Below are 17,378 nucleotides of genomic sequence, written 5' to 3' on the forward strand. Positions count from 1 at the left end.
GGTCAGGTGATCACGCTGGGTTCGTTGCGGCCGGTGCGGGACTTGATGCCGGCGATCTCGTCGGCGACCGCGATGAGGTCGGCGAGAGCCTCCTGGGTGTCGATGTCGTGGCGGGCGGCATCCGGCTCGAAGCGCTCGATATAGACGCGCAGCGTGGCGCCGGACGTGCCGGTGCCGGAAAGACGGAAGACGACGCGCGAGCCGCCTTCGAAGAGGATGCGGATGCCCTGGTTCCTGCTGACGGACTGGTCGACCGGGTCATGATAGGCGAAGTCGTCCGCGGTCTCGACCTTGAGGGCGCCGAACGACTTGCCGGGAAGGACGGCGAGCTGGTTGCGCAGGTTGTCGATCAGGCCGTTCGCGGCATTGCTGTCGACCTCCTCGTAGTCGTGGCGGGAATAGTAGTTGCGCCCGTAGGTCGCCCAGTGCTTGCGGACGATGTCGATGACGCTTTCCCTGCGCACGGCGAGGATATTGAGCCAGAGGAGCACCGCCCAGAGCCCGTCCTTCTCGCGCACATGGTTGGAGCCGGTGCCGGCGCTCTCCTCGCCGCAGATCGTGGCAAGGCCGGCGTCGAGCAGGTTGCCGAAGAACTTCCAGCCGGTCGGCGTCTCGTAGATGCCGATGCCGAGCTTTTCCGCCACCCTGTCGGCCGCGCCGGAGGTCGGCATGGAGCGGGCGATGCCGGCAAGGCCCCTGGCGTAGCCGGGGGCGAGATGCGCGTTGGCGGCGAGCATGGCGAGGCTGTCGGAGGGGGTGACGAAGATGCCCCGGCCGATGATGAGGTTGCGGTCGCCGTCGCCATCCGAGGCGGCGCCGAAATCCGGGGCGTCGTCGGCCATCATCGTCTCGTAGAGGGCGCGGGCGTGGACGAGGTTCGGGTCCGGATGGTGGCCGCCGAAATCGGGCAGCGGCACGAAATTCAGCACCGAGCCCTTGGCCGCGCCGAGGCGGTTTTCGAGAATCTCCTTGGCATAGGGGCCGGTGACGGCGCTCATGGCGTCGAAGACGATGCGGAAGCCGCCGGCAAGCAGCGCGCGGATCGCCTTGAAGTCGAAGAGGCTTTCCATCAGCTCGGCGTAGTCGGCGACCGGGTCGATGACCGTCACCGTCATGCCCTCGATCTCGTGGGTGCCTTCGAGGTCGAGGTTGACGTCCGGCACGTCGGCGATCCTGTAGCTGTCGATCGCCTTGGTGCGGGCGAAGATGGCGTCGGTGATCTTTTCCGGCGCCGGGCCGCCGTTGCCGATATTGTACTTGATGCCGAAGTCCTCGGTCGGGCCGCCCGGATTGTGGCTGGCCGAGAGCACGATGCCGCCGAAGGCCTTGTTCTTGCGGATGACGTTGGAGGCGGCGGGGGTGGACAGGATGCCGCCGCGGCCGACCAGCACGCGGCCGAAGCCGTTGGCGGCGGCCATCTTGATGGCGAGCTGGATGACCTCGCGGTTGTAGAAGCGGCCGTCGCCGCCGATCACCAGCGTCTGCCCCGCGAAACCTTCGAGCGAATCGAAGATCGACTGGATGAAGTTCTCCGCATAGTTCTTCTGCTGGAAGACGGGGACCTTCTTGCGCAGGCCCGAGGTGCCGGGCTTCTGGTCGGTATAGGGCGTGGTCGATACGGTCTTTATGGTCATCGGCTCATACTCGCGAAAGAAGGCTGGAATAAAGGTCGGCATAGCGCACGGCGCTGTTTTCCCAGGAGACATCGGACTTCATGCCCTGGTTCTGGATGCGGGCCCAGACTTTCGGCTCGCGCCAGGCCTTGAAGACGCGGCGCAGCGCCTGGCGCAGGCCCTCGGCATTGATCGGCGTGAACTGGAAGCCCGTGGCGACGCGGGCGGAAAGGGCGGCCTCGTTGGCGTCGATGACAGTGTCGGCCAGCCCGCCGGTGCGCGCGACGACGGGAATGCAGCCGTAGCGCAGGCCATAGAGCTGGGTGAGGCCGCAGGGTTCGAAGCGCGAGGGGATGAGGATCGCGTCGGCGCCGGCCTGCATGAGGTGCGACAGCGGCTCGTTGTAGCCGATGACGATGCCGATGCGCCCGCGGTGGCGCGAGGCGGCGGCGAGCAGCGCGCCTTCCAGTCCCTGGTCGCCCGAGCCGAGCACGGCGAGCTTGCCGCCCTGGCTGACGATCCAGTCGGCGGCCTCGGCGATGAGGTCGATGCCCTTCTGCCAGGTGAGGCGGCTGATGATGCAGAAGATCGGCCCGTCGTCCTGTTCGAGGCTGAACCGCTCGGCGAGCGCCCGCCGGTTGGCCGCCCGCTGCTTCAGCGAGCCGGCGGCATAGGTGCGGGCGACATGCGGGTCGGTCTCCGGGTTCCACACATCGGTGTCGATGCCGTTGACGATGCCGACGAGGTCGCTCGCGCGGGCATTGATCAGGCCTTCGAGGCCCATGCCGTATTCCGGCGTCATGATCTCGTGGGCGTAGGTGGGGCTGACGGTGGTGATCGACCAGGCGGTGCGAAGGCCGCCCTTGAGGAAGCCGACATCGCCGTAATATTCGAGCCCGTCGACCGTGAAGGCCTCAGGCGGCAGGCCGAGCTCGGGGAAGATGTCCGCGCCGAACTGGCCCTGGAAGGCGAGGTTGTGCACCGTCACGACGGTCGGAATGTGCTGGAGGCCGGTATAGCGCATGTAGACGGCGGTCATCGCCGCCTGCCAGTCGTGGGCGTGCACGACATGGGGCTGCCAGCCGGGCAGGAGGCCGCGGGCGATCTCGGCGCCCGCGAAGGAAAGGGCGGCGAAGCGCTGCCAGTTGTCGACGAAGTCCTTGCCGGTGGCATCCGTATAGGGCCCGCCCGGGCGGTCGAAGAAATCGGGCGCGTCGAGGACGAGGATGTCGAGGCCCTCGTGCCGGGCCGCGAGGATGCGGGCCGGCACGCCGAGGAGGTTGTCGAAGGTGGCGACCGCCTCGACCTTGTCCAGCCGCTGCATGACCGCGGGATAGCCGGGCATGAGGGTGCGCATGTGCACCCCATGCCCGGCAAGCGCGATCGGCAATGCGCCGGCGACGTCGGCGAGGCCTCCCGTCTTGATGAGCGGGAATACTTCGGATGCCACCGAAAGGATGTTCATTTCCGGGCTATAGCTCCAGCTTGTCGATCATGGTCTGGGTGATGAGGCAGATGCCGTTCTCCGAGCGGCGGAAGCGCCGGGCGTCGAGTTCCGGGTCCTCGCCGACGATGAGGCCTTCCGGGATGACGACGCGGCTGTCGATGACGACGTTCCTGAGCTGCGCGTGGCGGCCGATCATCACGTTGGGAAGCACCACCGCCCCTTCGAGGCGCGAGTAGGAATTGGCGCGCACCCCGGTGAAGAGAAGGCTGCGGTGCAGCGTCGAGCCGGAGATGATGCAATCGCCCGAGACCAGCGAGGAGATCGCCGAGCCGCGGCGGTTCTCGTCGTCGTGCACGAACTTCGCCGGCGGCGTGATCTCCGCATAGGTCCAGATCGGCCAGGAGCTGTCGTAGATGTCGAGTTCCGGCGTGATGTCGGTGAGGTCGATATTGGCCTGCCAGTAGGCGTCGATGGTGCCGACGTCGCGCCAGTAGGCCTCGCGCTCGAAATCCGAGCGCACGCAGGAGGCGGTGAAGCGGTGGGCGACGGCTTTGCCGTGCTCGACGATATAGGGGATGATGTCCTTGCCGAAGTCGCGGCTGGAGGTCGGGTCGGCCGCGTCGCGCCGCAGGAGGTCCATCAGGAACTTCGTGTGGAAGACGTAGATGCCCATGGAGGCGAGCGCCATGTCGGGATTGCCGGGAATGCCCGGCGGATCGGCCGGCTTTTCCACGAAGGCGATGATCTCGTCCTTCTCGTCGACATGCATGACGCCGAAGCCGGTCGCTTCCATGCGCGGCACTTCCAGGCAGCCGATGGTGACCTGCGCGCCGGAATCGACGTGCTGCTGGAGCATCAGCTCGTAGTCCATCTTGTAGATATGGTCGCCGGCGAGGATCACCATGTACTCGACGCCGTAGTCCTCGATGATGTCGATGTTCTGGTAGACGGCGTCGGCGGTGCCTTCGTACCATTGCGTCTCAGAGACGCGCTGGCTGGCCGGCAGGATGTCGAAGCTCTCGTTTCGTTCCGGGCGGAAGAAGTTCCAGCCGCGCTGCATGTGGCGGATCAGCGAATGGGCCTTGTACTGGGTCGCCACCCCGATGCGGCGGATACCGGAATTCAGCGCATTGGAAAGCGCGAAATCGATGATGCGGGCCTTGCCGCCGAAATGGACGGCGGGCTTTGCACGCCGGTCGGTCAGTTCCTTCAGGCGGCTGCCGCGCCCGCCCGCCAGCACATAGGCCATCGCATCACGGGCGAGGGGTTGAATGCGCTTTTGCTCCATGGTGTCTCCTCCCGACGAGAGCAGGTCCGGCAAATGTTTCTGTCCGGAGCTGCGTCAAATTCCCTCTTGTTCAAGCGTCCAGCTCGAGCATCAGCGTCGCCAGCGGCGGCAGCGTGATCGTGGCCGCTATCCTTCCTGTTGCCTGTCTTCTCGCCTCGACGGCGCCGCCGTTCCCCTTGCCGCTGCCGCCGTAGATCTCGGCGTCCGTGTTGAGGATTTCCCGCCACCGGCCCTCCGCCGGCAGCGGCACGGCGTAGTTCTCGCGGTAGACGGGGGTGAAATTGGTGACGACGGCGATGGGCTTTTCGCCCGGCGCCTTGCGCAGCCAGGCGAAGACCGAGTTGTCGCGGTCGTCGGCGATCAGCCATTCGAAGCCGTCGCCCTCGCAGTCGCGGGCGTGCAGCGCTGCCTTGCGGCGATAGGTGCCGTTGAGGTCGCGCACGAGGCGGCGCATGCCCTCGTGCAGCGGGTATTCGAGGAGATTCCAGTCGAGCGAGCGCGCTTCGCTCCATTCCTGCCACTGGGCGAATTCCTGGCCCATGAAGAGGAGCTTCTTGCCGGGATAACCCCACATGAAGCCGTAATAGGCGCGGAGGTTGGCGAATTTCTGCCAGTCGTCGCCGGTCATCTTGGCGATCAGCGAGCCCTTGCCGTGCACCACCTCGTCATGGGAGAGCGGCAGCACGAAGTTCTCCGTGAAGGCATAGAGCAGGCCGAAGGTCATGTCGTTGTGGTGGAACTTGCGGTGCACCGGCTCGCGCGAGAGATATTGCAGCGTGTCGTGCATGAAGCCCATGTTCCACTTGAAGCCGAAGCCGAGGCCGCCGTCATGGACGGGCGCGGACACCTTCGGCCAGGAGGTGGATTCCTCGGCGATCGTCAGGATGCCGGGATGGCCGGCATAGACGTGGGCGTTCATGGACTGGAGGAAGCGGACGGCCTCCAGGTTCTCGTTGCCGCCGTACTCGTTCGGCACCCATTCGCCGTGCTTTCGCGAATAGTCGAGGTAGAGCATGGAGGCGACCGCATCGACGCGCAGGCCGTCGAGATGGAACTTCTCGGCCCAGTAGAGCGCGTTGTTGATGAGGTAGGAGAGCACCTCGGCGCGGCCGAAATTGTAGATCGCCGTGTTCCAGTCGGGGTGGAAGCCCTGCCGCGGGTCGGCGTGCTCGTAGAGCGCGGTGCCGTCGAAGTGGCCGAGGCCATGGGCATCCGTCGGGAAATGCGCCGGCACCCAGTCGAGGATGACGCCGATGCCGACCTTGTGGCAGCCGTTGACGAAGCGGGCGAAGCCTTCCGGCTCGCCGAAGCGGGCCGTGGGCGAATAGAGGCCCGTCGTCTGGTAGCCCCAAGACGGGTCGAAGGGATATTCGGAGATCGGCAGGAACTCGATATGGGTGAAGCCCATGTCGACACAGTAGGGGATCAGCCGGTCGGCAAGCTCGTCCCAGGTGAGGAAGCTGCCGTCGTCGTGCCGCTGCCAGGAGCCGGCATGGACCTCATAGATCGAGATCGGCTGGCGGCGCGCGTCGGCGGCGGCCCAGTGCGCAAGATGCGCCTCGTCCTCCCAGACCTGCTCGATCGGGCCGGTCGTCATGGAGGCGTTGGCAGGGCGCAGTTCCGAGCGGCGGGCGAAGGGGTCCGCCTTCAGCGGCAGCACCTCGCCCTGCGCGCCGACGATCTCGAACTTGTAGGCATGGCCCTCGGCGATGCCGGGCAGGAAGATTTCCCAGATGCCGGTATCCCGGCGAAGGCGCATCGGATTGCGCCGCCCGTCCCATTCGTTGAAATTGCCGACGACGGAGACGCGCCGGGCGTTCGGCGCCCAGACGGCGAAATGGAAGCCGTCGACGCCTTCGAGCGTCATCGGATGGGCGCCCATCTTGTCGAAGAGGCGAAGGTGCGAGCCCTCGCGGATATAGTAGTCGTCCATCGGGCCGAGGACCGGGCCGAAGCTGTAGGGGTCGGTCACCACCCATTCGCCGCCCTCGTTGCGGGCGCGGTAGCGGACCGGCTGGAGCTTGCGCAGGGAAACCTCGCCGGCGAAGATGCCCGCCGGATGGACCTGCGTCAGCGTGCCGATCTGCCGGCCGGAAAGCGTTTCGGCGGTTACCTCCACGGCGCCGGGCAGGAAGCAGCGGGTGACGTACCTGTCGCCCTCGGCATGGGGGCCGAGGACGGCGAAGGGGTCCCAGTGCCGTCCTTCCAGGATTGCGTCGATGTCCGTCTTCGCCAGAAGCTCTGACGGTGTTTCCGTCGTGCCTTTTTTCGGCGGTGCGGTCATCAGGCTCCCCAGATTTCCTTGGCGTATTGGCGAATTGTACGGTCTGAGGAGAACCATCCCATGCGGGCTGTGTTCCGTATCGTCTTGGAATACCAGGTGGGCTTGTCGCTCCACAGGGCATCCACCTCGCGCTGGGCCTTGGAATAGGCGTCGAAATCGGCCGCCACCATGAACCAGTCGTGATTGTAGATACCGTCGACGAGACCCGTGAAGCGGCCGCGGTCGTCCGGCGAGAAGACGCCGGAGGAAATGGCCGCGAGCGCCTGCGACAATTCCCTCGACTGCTCGATGATGGCGCGGGGATTGTGGCCCTCGGCGCGCACCTTCGCCACTTCCTCGGCGGTCATGCCGAAGATGACGATGTTTTCCGCGCCGACATGGTCGCGCATCTCGACATTGGCGCCGTCGAGCGTGCCGATGGTCAGCGCGCCGTTGAGCGCGAACTTCATGTTGCCGGTGCCGGAGGCTTCCATGCCGGCTGTCGAAATCTGCTCGGAAAGGTCGGCGGCGGGAACCATGATCTCGGCGAGCGAGACGTTGTAGTTCGGCACGAAGACGACCTTGAGGAGGCCGCGCACGGCTGGGTCGTTGTTGATCACCTTGGCTACGTCGTTGGCGAGCTTGATGATCAGCTTGGCGTTGTGGTAGCTCGGCGCCGCCTTGCCCGCGAAGAGCTTTACGCGCGGCACCCAGTCGAGTTCGGGATGCGAGCGGATCTGGTCGTAGAGCGCCACGGCCTCGATGATGTTGAGGAGCTGGCGCTTGTATTCGTGGATGCGCTTGATCTGGATGTCGAACATGGCGGCCGGATCGATGCGCACGCCCATGCGGCTGCCGACGAGATTGGCGAGGCGGTTCTTGTTCTCCCGCTTGATCTGCGCGAACTTCTCCTGGAAATCCTTGTCGTCGGCGAAGGGATCGAGCGCCTTCAGCGCCTCGGCATCGTCCATGAAGCCGTCGCCGATCGATTCGCGGATCAGGTTGAAGAGGCCGGGATTGCACTGCATCAGCCAGCGGCGCGGCGTGATGCCGTTCGTCTTGTTGTTGATGCGGTCGGGATAGAGCTTGTGCAGGTCCGCGAAGACCGTTTCCTTCATCAGGTCCGTGTGCAGCGCCGACACGCCGTTGATCGAATGGGAGCCGACGAAGGCGAGGTTGCCCATGCGCACGCGGCGCTCGCCCGATTCCTCGATCAGCGAGATGTTGCGGATGCGCTGGTCCTCGAAGCCCTTGTCCTTGCGGGCCTCGACGAGGATCTTGGCATTGATCGCATAGACGATCTGCATGTGGCGCGGCAGCAGGCGCTCGAAGAGCGGCACCGGCCAGCTTTCCAGCGCTTCCGGCAGGAGCGTGTGGTTGGTGTAGGCGAAGGTGCGGCGCGACAGGTCCCAGGCGATATCGAAATCGAGGCCGTGCACGTCGGTGAGGAGACGCACGAGCTCGGCGACGGAGACGGCGGGGTGCGTGTCGTTGAGCTGGATGGCGACGGCATCCGGCAGCGAGCTGAAATCGGGATATTGCTGGAGGTGGCGGCGCAGGATGTCCTGCAGCGAGGCCGAACAGAAGAAGAATTCCTGCCGCAGGCGCAATTCCTGCCCGGCGGGCGTGGCGTCGGCCGGATAGAGCACGCGCGTCAGGCTCTCCGCCTTGTTGCTCTCGCGCAGCGCCCCGATATGGTCGCCGGCGTTGAAGGCGTCGAGCAGGATCGGGTCGATGGGGTTCGCCGCCCACAGGCGCAGCGTGTTGACGCGCTTTGCCCGCCAGCCGACGGCCGGCGTGTCGTAGGCCGTGGCGATGACCCGCTCGGCCGGCTTCCAGACGAAGCGCTGCTTGTCCTCGCCGATGTTGATGGTCTCGACCGCGCCGCCGAAGCCGATCTCGTAGGAGCTTTCGCGGCGCTCGAATTCCCACGGATTGCCGTGGGCGAGCCAGGTTTCCGGCAGTTCCACCTGCCAGCCGTCCGCCATCTGCTGGCGGAAGAGGCCGTGCACGTAGCGGATGCCGTAGCCGTAGGCCGGCACGTCGACCGTCGCCATGCTCTCCATGAAGCAGGCGGCGAGGCGGCCGAGGCCGCCGTTGCCGAGCGCGGCGTCCGGCTCGATCTCCGCGATGACGTCGAGGTCGACGCCGAGCGAGGCGAGCGCGTGGCGCATTTCGTCCATGATGCCGATATTCGTCATGGCGTCGCGCATCAGGCGGCCGATGAGGAATTCGAGCGAGAGGTAATAGACGCGCTTGGCACCGGTCGAATAGGTGCGGCGGGTCGAATCCATCCACTTGTCGGTGATGCGGTCGCGCGCGACGAGGATGGCGGCGGTCAGCCAGTCATGCGGCTTGGCGACCTTCGGGTCCTTGCCGATACGGTATTTCAGACGTTCCAGAAGCTCTGTCGCGAGCTGTTCACGGTCAGATGAGCGGGGGGCGGGGGCTAGATCGTTGTTGGTAACCCGGTTCATCATCGGCGAACATTACCCCTTCGCATTTCGGGCCTCCGCCGACGCGGAAGCGGCGTTTAAATCAATTTATGCATCTATCCGAAGCGCTTGCAATATGCCTTCTCAAGAAAGGCCGCAGGTATTTCCGATATGCCTGAAACACGCAAAAGCCCGCCGCGCGGAGCGCAGCGGGCCGGTATGGAGAAGCGTTTCCGGCCTATTGGGTCAGGCGGGACATGGCGGAGGCTGCACTTTTGCCGATTTCCTCAAAAGCGGCGATGAGGCCGGCCATGTTCTTCGCCTCATAATAGTCCTCGGTGGTCGTCGCGCAGCTCTTCAGAAGCGTCTGGCCGCGCTTTGGGGCCATGAATGCGACCGTATAGACCCTGACGCCGGCCTTGCGGGCCGCGGTGCAGGACGCGAGCGTGTCGGTATCGGACTTGTTCGCCATGGCGTCGTTCGTCCACTGGTCGTAGCTCGTGTTCTCGCCGTCCGTCATGAAGAGGATGTACTTGACCGGCGTAAGGCCGCTCTTTTTCGCGTGAGCCGGGATTTCCGTTTCCTTGGACGTATCCGTCGGAGCGAGCTTTTCGAGCGCCTGCGCGAAGGCGGTGTGCGAATCCGTGCCGCCGCTGGTGGGATTGGGCAGCGCGTTGACGTAGTTGAGGATGCCCTTCGTTCCCCAGGCGAGCTTCGTTTCGGCCTGCGTCTGGTCGTTGTATGAAATGGCGCCGGTGCGCACATACTGTTTGGTCGGGTCGACCGTATCGAGCACCTTCACGAAGCCGGCCACTGCGGTCTTGAGGGCCTGTATCTTGCGGATGTAGCAAGGGCTCGACCACTTGGGATTCTTACCCCAGTTGTCTTCCGTGAAATTCTGGCAGGACGAGTTTACCGTGTCGATCTCGTCCGTCACGAAGGACATCGATCCGGACCGGTCCAGCACGAGGAACATGGACAGCGCATTCTTCGATCCCGTCGCGCTTTCGGACGTGCTGCTGGCCGCAACGACCGAGGACGTCTGGCCAAGCAGTCGGGTGAGCGGGTTGAACTGGACCGTATAGGAGGTGGCCACATTGACCTTGAACGCCTTGCCGCCACCGGCGATCGGCGTTTCCTCGATGTCGATCGCGGCGGTGGCTGCGGAGCCGTCGCTGTCGATCTGGCTGGTGGCCATCTGCGTCTTGAAGAAGTTCTCGGCGATTTCCTTCGCCTGGGCGACGGTCTTCTTGTCGTTGGAGAGGGCGGACGAAGCCGCGAGCGCCGCGGAGTCGGCGGCGTCCTGCAGTTCGGCGCGGGTCAGCACCATGTTGGTGAGGTCCATGGCGACGCCCCCTGCGGCGAGGATGACCGGCAGGGCAAAGGCCGTCATCAGGCCGAAATTGCCTCCGCGATCCCCCATGATCCGTGAGATCAGGCTTCGTTTTCCGGTCTTCTTCGTCATGAGAATCCACCCGCCATCGTCATAATGTGGGTGAAAGCTAGCAGCGAAGTGTTATTTAACGGTTCGGCGGCGTGGTATAGTTTTCGTAAAATTGCCGCGATCCCGAAATTCCGGTCTTTGCCGTTGTTTCCAAACGGGATTTCAGGCGGGCTGGCGCAGCGGCACGACGTCGACCGCCTGGCTGGTGCGGTGCTGGCCGTAGCCCTTGAGAACGCCGATGACGGGCGCGACGTCGGCATAGTCGCGGCCGTAGGCGACGACGATGTGGTCGGTGCCGGCGGGAATGTCGTTGGTGGGGTCGAGCTCCACCCAGCCGTTCATGCGCCCGCACCAGCAGCGCACCCAGGCATGCATGGCGTCCGCGCCTTCCAGCCGCTCCTGTCCCGGCGGGGGAATGGTGCGCAGGAAGCCGCTGACATAGCCGGCGGGGATGCCGAGGCTCCTCAGCGCCACGATCATCACATGGGAAAAGTCCTGGCAGACGCCGCGCTTCAGCTTGAAGGCCTCGCGCGGGGTCGTGTCGACGCCCGTCGCCTTGGGGTCGTAGGTGAAGTCCTTGTGGATGCGTGCCGAGAGCGCCGCCGCGATGGCGCGCACCGTCATGTCCGGCCGGGCGACGGTGCGGGCGTAGTTGGCGATCTCCGGGCAATCCTTCAGCCGCGGGCTCGGGCCGGTGTAATGGTGGGGCGAGGCGGGATCGAGCGACCAGCAGCCGGCGATCTCCGCGGCAAGATCGGCGACGCGCGGCGAGAAATCGGCCGCCGGCTCCGGTGCATCGACCTGCACGCGCGCCTGCATGCGGATGTCGAGTTCCTCATGCGCGCTGCGGAAGAGGATGGCGCTCATCGGGTTGCCGAAGAAATCGCGGTGGTCGACGCGCTCGCCGGGCTCCGGCGTGACGCCGACCGTGCCGGCGACGAGGCGCTGGCGGCCGGGGATGGACAGCGGCAGCACGCGCAGGATGTGCCGTCCGCCGGAGACGGGCGTGTCGTACCGGTAGCCTATATGGAGGTTGACGTCGTAGAGCATGGGTCCCGCCGTCCTCCGGTCAGCTCAGATAGGTCTGGGCGAGGATGTCGGAGAGGTGCTCCAGGTCCGCCTCGAGGCGCTGGTAGACCGTATCCGTCATCGCTTCCGGCGTCAGCACGGCAAGCCCCGCGTGAAGCCGCATGGCCTCGCGGTAGAAGGGTGACATCTGGCCGTTGTCGTAGGCGTGCGGAAGCTGCTCGACCTCGTCCTTGATCTCGTCGAGCTGGTAGAGGATCGAGCGCGGGTTGAGCGGGTCGAGCGCCAGGAGGTCGGTGACGGTGAGGCGCGCGGTCGCCACGTTGTAGCGGCGGCGGTGGGTCATCACGTTGTCGCCGATCTCCAGCAGCATGTCGAGCGCGCCGTCCGGCGCGTCCTCGCCGGACATGTGGCCGAGCAGGCGCGTCATGTGCAGGCCCCGCTCCAGATAGCGGCCGATGGTGAGGAAGCGCCAGCCGGTGAAGCGGTACATGTTCTCGTGCACGAGGCCGGCGAAGCCCGCGAGCTTGCGCAGCAGAACGGTCATGGCGCGGGCCGCGTCGTCGCCGGGCTGGATGCTGACATGGAAGCGGCGGGCGGTCTTGGAAAGGTCGGTGAGCGCCAGCCAGCCGTCCGGCGAAAAGCGGTCGCGGATGGCACTCGCGGAGAAGACGGCGCTGTCGATGTTGCGGATGAGGCTCGTCGGCACGGCCTCGGCCGTGTCGATGTCGAGGGCGGCGAGATAGGCGCTGACGTCCTTGAGGAGCGGTTGGTCCGGGTCGGCATATTCGGCGTAGCGGGCGTGCCAGGCGCGCAGGATGCGCAGCGCCCCTTCCGCCCGCTCGATATAGCGGCCGAGCCAGAAGAGGTTGTCGGCAGCCCGGCTCGGCAGGCTGGTCGGCAGGTTGCGGGTGAAGGCCTCCTCGCCCGGCAGCAGCGAGGTCTTCTCGACCGGCTTGCCGCTGACGATCCACACGTCCGCCGCCGAGCCACCCGCCTGCATGGCGATGGCCGCGACGTTGTCGCCGGCGCCGATGCGGGCAAAGCCGCCGGGCATGATCTGCCAGCCGTCCCGCGTGCGGGCGGCGAAGACGCGCAGCGACATCGGCCGCGGGGTCAGCCGGCCGTCGACGAAGGCCGGCGTGGTGGAGAGCGTCACGGCTTCCTGCCCGACGAGCTTGGCGCCGTCGCTCGCCAGCCATTCGGCGATGGACTGCCGCGCCGTCTCGCGGAGCGTCGAGCCGAGCACGGACCGGGCGTTGTCGTCGAAGAAGGGACGCGTCGAATAGGCCGGGCCGATGACCATGCGCTCGATATTGGCCGCGACATGGGCGCGCTCGCCCTCCTGGCCGCACCACCAGGTGGCGATGGAGGGAAGGCGCTGCTCCTCGCCGAAGAGATGGCGACAGATGTTCGGCAGGAAGGCGAGGAAGGCGCGCGTCTCGACGATGCCGGCGCCGAGCGCGTTGACGAAGGTGACGGAGCCGGCGCGCAGCGCCTCCACCATGCCGGGCGTGCCGATATGGGAATTCTGGTTGAGCTCCAGCGGGTCGGCGAAGGCGGCATCCAGCCGGCGCCAGAGCACGCCGATGGGTTTCAGGCCGGCGACGGTGCGCACCATGACCTTGCCGTCCACCACCGTCAGGTCCTCGCCCTCCAGCAGCATGAAGCCGAGATAGCGGGCGATATAGGCGTGCTCGAAATAGGTCTCGTTGGCAAGGCCGGGGGTCAGGACCGCGATGCGGTCCTCGGCGGATTTGCCGGCCTGCAGCGCGTTGCGGAAGGCACCGAAGAAGCCGGCAAGGCGGTGGGCGTGGGTTTCCGCATAGACGTCGGAGAAGGCGCGCGTCGTCGCCACGCGGTTCTCCAGCGCGAAGCCCGCGCCGGACGGGGCCTGCGTGCGGTCGGAGAGCACCCACCAGTTGCCGTCCGGCCCACGGCCGATCTCGAAGGAGACGAAGTGCAGGAAATGCCCGCCCGCCGGCTGCACGCCGACGAGGGGGCGTAGGAATTCGTCGTTGGAGGCGACGAGGGCCGGGGGAAGGAGGCCGTTCGCCACCAGCTCGTTCCGGCCGTAGATGTCGGCGACCACCGCCTCGAGCAGCTCGGCGCGCTGGACGAGGCCGCGCGACAGATGCTCCCATTCGGCGCCGTCGATCAGCACCGGGATATGGGAGAGCGGCCAGGCGCGCTCGGCGCCGGCCTCCGTGCCGTAGTCGCGGTAGAAGACGCCGGCATCGCGCAGATATCGGTCGGCGCGGGCGAAGCGGGCGGCAAGGTCCGGCCCGTCCATGCGGGAAAGGGCCTTCAGGAACGGCCGCCAGACGGGGCGGACCGCGCCGTGGGTGTCGACCATTTCATCGGCGACCCCCGGGAGGGGCGCATAGGCGCGCGCGGGCGCTTGCCCCGCATCGGCCTGCCTGCGTTCCGCTTCCGCACCCGTGGTCTTCAATCAATCTCTCCAGAGGGGCTAGAGGCCGGGCGGCCGGCGCAGGTCCAGCGTCAGCGGGAAATCCGCCGACGGCGTTTCCGCCTGCAATCCGTAGCTGCCCGCCGTATGCCCCCACGGCTCGAACCGCGCCAGCCGGCGCGCCTCGGCCTCGTTGCCGTTTACCGGGAAGGTGTCATAGTTGCGTCCGCCCGGATGAGCAACGTGGTAAATGCAGCCCCCGATCGCCCGCCGCGACCATGTATCATAAATGTCGAAGGTAAGCGGTGTGTTGACGGGCAGCACAGGATGAAGGCCTGAGGCGGGCTGCCAGGCCTTGTAGCGCACGCCGGCGACCGAGACGCCCTTGATGCCCGTCGCCTTCAGCGGCACGGGCCGGCCGTTGCAGGCGACGGTGTAGCGCTCCGGGTTCGCCGTCTCCAGTTTCACCTGAAGGCGCTCGACGGAGCTGTCGACATAGCGCACCGTGCCGCCGATCGCGCCTTCCTCGCCCATGACGTGCCAGGGCTCCAGCGCCTGCCGGACCTCCAGGTTGGCGCCCTCGTATTCCACTTCGCCGCAGAAGGGGAAGCGGAATTCGAGCTGGGCGGCAAACCATTCCGGGCGAAGATCGAAGCCGTTGGCGCGCAGATCGGCAAGGACGTCGAGGAAATCCTGCCAGACGTAATGCGGCAGCATGAAACGGTCGTGCAGCGTCGTGCCCCAGCGCGTAAAGCCGCCGTCCGCCGGGTTCTGCCAGAAGCGGGCGATGAGCGCGCGGATGAGGAGCTGCTGGGCAAGGCTCATGCGGGCGTTCGGCGGCATCTCGAAGCCGCGGAATTCCACGAGCCCGAGCCGCCCGGTCGGCCCGTCCGGCGAGAAGAGCTTGTCGATGCAGATTTCCGAGCGGTGCGTGTTGCCGGTGACGTCGGTGAGGAGGTTGCGGAACAGCCGGTCGACGAGCCAGGGCAGCGGCGGCACGCCATCCGCTGGCGCGGGCACCTGCGAAAGCGCGATCTCCAGCTCGTAGAGCGTATCGTGCCGCGCTTCGTCGATGCGCGGGGCCTGGCTCGTCGGGCCCATGAAGAGGCCGGAGAAGAGGTAGGAGAGCGAAGGGTGCCGCTGCCAGTGGAGGACGAGGCTCTTCAAAAGGTCCGGGCGGCGCAGGAAGGGGCTGTCGCCCGGATTGCGGCCGCCGACGACCACATGGTTGCCGCCGCCGGTGCCGGTGTGGCGGCCGTCGATCATGAACTTGTCGGCGCCGAGGCGCGACTGGCGCGCCTCCTCGTAGACCGCCGTGGTGATGTCGACGCATTCCTGCCAGCTTGCGGCCGGGTGGATGTTGACCTCGATGACGCCGGGATCGGGCGCGACGCGGATGACGTTGATGCGCTCGTCCTGCGGCGGGGCATAGCCCTCGATATGGACGGGTAGGCCGAGGCTTGCCGCGGCGCGCTCGGCCGAGGCGACGAGGTTGAGATAGTCCTCGATGTCGACCGTTGGCGGCATGAAGACGCAGAGCCTGCCGTCGCGCGGCTCGACGGAGATGGCGGTGCGCACATGGCCGCTTATGTCGGTGGATTGTTCGGTCTGCTGCTGCCGGCCGCCGGCAGCGGGCTGGAAATGCGCGGCCTGCTGCGGCCGGCCGGTCTCGGCGGCAAAGTCCGGCAGGTCGGCGCGCGCGATGCTCGGGTCCATCGGGTTGATGTAGGGATAGGCGGCGGGCGAAAGCCAGGGCAGCGAATTCAGCGGCAGGCGGTAGCCGACCGGGCTGTCGCCGGGCACGAGGAACAGGCGGCCGCGGCGCGTGTGCCACTTCTCGCTCGTCCAGCGCCGGCCGCCGGCCTGCGCATTCCATGCCTGCACCGGCAGGACATAGCCGGTCGGCCGCGTCAGGCCGCGGTCGAAGACGCGGGCGATGCGGCTGCGCTCCTCCGGGTCCTCCAGCTTCGAATTGGCCGGATCGACATTGTCGGGGAGCTTCGCCTCCTTCACCAGCCATTCGGCCGGGTCCTCGAAGGCGGGAACCACCATTTCCGGGGAAATATCGAGTTCGCCGGCGATGGCGGTGAGGAGCCGGGCGGCGTCCTCCTCGGTGACGGGGCGGTCGGCGCCTTCCTCGGCGATGAGGGCCGGATCCTGCCAGATCGGCTTGCCGTCGCGCCGCCAGTAGAGCGAGAAGGTCCAGCGCGGCAGGCTCTCGCCGGGATACCACTTGCCCTGCCCGTAATGCAGGAAGCCGCCGGGCGCGAATCTTTCGCGCAGGCGCCGGATGAGGATGTCGGCCTTCTCGCGCTTGGTGGGGCCGACGGCGGCGGTGTTCCATTCGGCGGATTCGAAATCGTCGATGGAAACGAAAGTCGGCTCGCCGCCCATGGTGAGGCGCACGTCCTGCGTAGCGAGCACGTCATCGACTTTTCGGCCGAGCGCGTTCAGCGCCTGCCAGCTCTCCTCGGAAAAAGGTTTCGTGATGCGCGGATGCTCGGCGACGCGCGTGACGGTCATCGCGAAATCGAATTCCGTGTTGGCGCTGCCGAAATAGCCGCCGGAGATGGGGGCGGCGTTGCGATAGTGCGGCGTGGCGGCGAGCGGGATGTGGCTCTCGCCCGTCAGGAGGCCCGAGGTCGGGTCGAGGCCGATCCAGCCGGCGCCGGGAATATAGACCTCGCACCAGGCATGGAGGTCCGTGAAGTCGACCTCGGTGCCGGAGGGGCCGTCGAGCGCCTTCAGGTCGGGCGTGAGCTGGATGAGGTAGCCGGAGACGAAGCGGGCGGCGAGCCCGAGATTGCGCAGGATCTGCACGAGCAGCCAGCTCGAATCGCGGCAGGAGCCCCGCGCGGCGGTCAGCGTCTCCTCCGGCGCCTGCACGCCGGGCTCCATGCGGATGACGTAGCCGATCTCCCGCTGCAGGCGCGCGTTGAGGCCGACGACCATGTCGACCGTGCGCTGGCGGGAGCGGTCGACCGTCTGCATGAACGCGGCAAGGGCCGGCGTCAGCGGCTCGGGCGTGCGATAGATCGCAAGGTCCTCGACGAGATCGGCCGGATAGTCGAAGGGCCAGTGCTCGGCCTCTTCCTCCACGAAGAAGTCGAAGGGGTTGTAGACCGTCATGTCGGCGACGAGGTCGACCTCGATCTTCAGTTCCGTGACCGGATCGGGAAAGACGTAGCGGGCGAGGTAGTTGCCGTAGGGGTCCTGCTGGAGGTTCACGAAATGGTTTTCGGGTGAGACCTTCAGCGAGTGGCTGATGACCCTGGTCCTCGAATGGGCCGCCGGCTTCAGCCGGATGATCTGGGGTCCAAGGCGGACCGGGTTGTCGTATTTGTAGTGGGTAAGGTGATGGATGCCGGCTTTGATCGACATGCGTGCTGTGTCCCCCGGTGACGGTCTGGCGCCGTCATCGGGAGAGTTTGTGCAATGCAAAGAAAGATTGC

At 66.5% G+C, this 17,378-nt stretch carries 9 protein-coding genes; all 9 read right to left on the minus strand.

The features are described 5' to 3' along the window. Nucleotides 1-2: 2 nt before the first annotated feature. The 9 genes from HNQ66_RS10695 to HNQ66_RS10735 all read right to left on the minus strand — a co-directional run bounded on the left by HNQ66_RS10695 (nt 3) and on the right by HNQ66_RS10735 (nt 17,307). Complete coding sequence (locus HNQ66_RS10695) at nt 3-1,634, minus strand: alpha-D-glucose phosphate-specific phosphoglucomutase (RefSeq protein WP_184143950.1); 1,632 nt, start codon at nt 1,632-1,634, stop codon at nt 3-5. A gap of 4 nt (nt 1,635-1,638) precedes the next feature. Beyond that, nucleotides 1,639-3,078 carry a glycogen synthase GlgA gene (gene glgA, locus HNQ66_RS10700; protein WP_184143952.1) on the minus strand — a complete coding sequence of 480 codons (1,440 nt, stop codon included), beginning with the start codon at nt 3,076-3,078 and terminating at the stop codon, nt 1,639-1,641. A gap of 7 nt (nt 3,079-3,085) precedes the next feature. Continuing rightward, entirely contained in the window at nt 3,086-4,348 is a 1,263-nt protein-coding gene (gene glgC / locus HNQ66_RS10705) for a glucose-1-phosphate adenylyltransferase (protein WP_184143955.1), read from the minus strand. Between the two features lie 70 nt (nt 4,349-4,418). Then, entirely contained in the window at nt 4,419-6,632 is a 2,214-nt protein-coding gene (glgB, locus tag HNQ66_RS10710; RefSeq protein WP_184143956.1) for a 1,4-alpha-glucan branching protein GlgB, read from the minus strand. Next, nucleotides 6,632-9,091 carry a glycogen/starch/alpha-glucan phosphorylase gene (locus HNQ66_RS10715; protein ID WP_343059475.1) on the minus strand — a complete coding sequence of 820 codons (2,460 nt, stop codon included), beginning with the start codon at nt 9,089-9,091 and terminating at the stop codon, nt 6,632-6,634. The genes glgB and HNQ66_RS10715 overlap by 1 nt, the downstream gene beginning before the upstream one ends. A gap of 193 nt (nt 9,092-9,284) precedes the next feature. Next, nucleotides 9,285-10,511, minus strand: coding sequence for a vWA domain-containing protein (locus HNQ66_RS10720; RefSeq protein WP_184143958.1), 1,227 nt, complete (start codon nt 10,509-10,511; stop codon nt 9,285-9,287). A 141-nt stretch (nt 10,512-10,652) separates the two neighbouring features. After that, complete coding sequence (locus HNQ66_RS10725) at nt 10,653-11,540, minus strand: transglutaminase family protein (protein WP_184143960.1); 888 nt, start codon at nt 11,538-11,540, stop codon at nt 10,653-10,655. Nucleotides 11,541-11,559: 19 nt separating this feature from the next. Then, nucleotides 11,560-13,968: a circularly permuted type 2 ATP-grasp protein gene (locus HNQ66_RS10730; protein WP_246434277.1), complete on the minus strand. Its 2,409-nt coding sequence runs from the start codon at nt 13,966-13,968 to the stop codon at nt 11,560-11,562. Between the two features lie 18 nt (nt 13,969-13,986). Next, nucleotides 13,987-17,307 carry a transglutaminase family protein gene (locus HNQ66_RS10735; RefSeq protein ID WP_184143962.1) on the minus strand — a complete coding sequence of 1,107 codons (3,321 nt, stop codon included), beginning with the start codon at nt 17,305-17,307 and terminating at the stop codon, nt 13,987-13,989. Nucleotides 17,308-17,378 lie beyond the last annotated feature (71 nt).

The organism is Shinella fusca (assembly GCF_014203155.1).
GTDB classification, from domain to species: domain Bacteria; phylum Pseudomonadota; class Alphaproteobacteria; order Rhizobiales; family Rhizobiaceae; genus Shinella; species Shinella fusca.

Coding starts and splice junctions, on each gene's coding strand:
- glgA (WP_184143952.1), bottom strand. CDS start 3,078: ATGAACATCCTTTCGGTGGCATCCGAAGTATTCCCGCTCATCAAGACG.
- HNQ66_RS10720 (WP_184143958.1), bottom strand. CDS start 10,511: ATGACGAAGAAGACCGGAAAACGAAGCCTGATCTCACGGATCATGGGG.
- HNQ66_RS10715 (WP_343059475.1), bottom strand. CDS start 9,091: ATGATGAACCGGGTTACCAACAACGATCTAGCCCCCGCCCCCCGCTCA.
- HNQ66_RS10695 (WP_184143950.1), bottom strand. CDS start 1,634: ATGACCATAAAGACCGTATCGACCACGCCCTATACCGACCAGAAGCCC.
- glgC (WP_184143955.1), bottom strand. CDS start 4,348: ATGGAGCAAAAGCGCATTCAACCCCTCGCCCGTGATGCGATGGCCTAT.
- HNQ66_RS10735 (WP_184143962.1), bottom strand. CDS start 17,307: ATGTCGATCAAAGCCGGCATCCATCACCTTACCCACTACAAATACGAC.
- glgB (WP_184143956.1), bottom strand. CDS start 6,632: ATGACCGCACCGCCGAAAAAAGGCACGACGGAAACACCGTCAGAGCTT.
- HNQ66_RS10725 (WP_184143960.1), bottom strand. CDS start 11,540: ATGCTCTACGACGTCAACCTCCATATAGGCTACCGGTACGACACGCCC.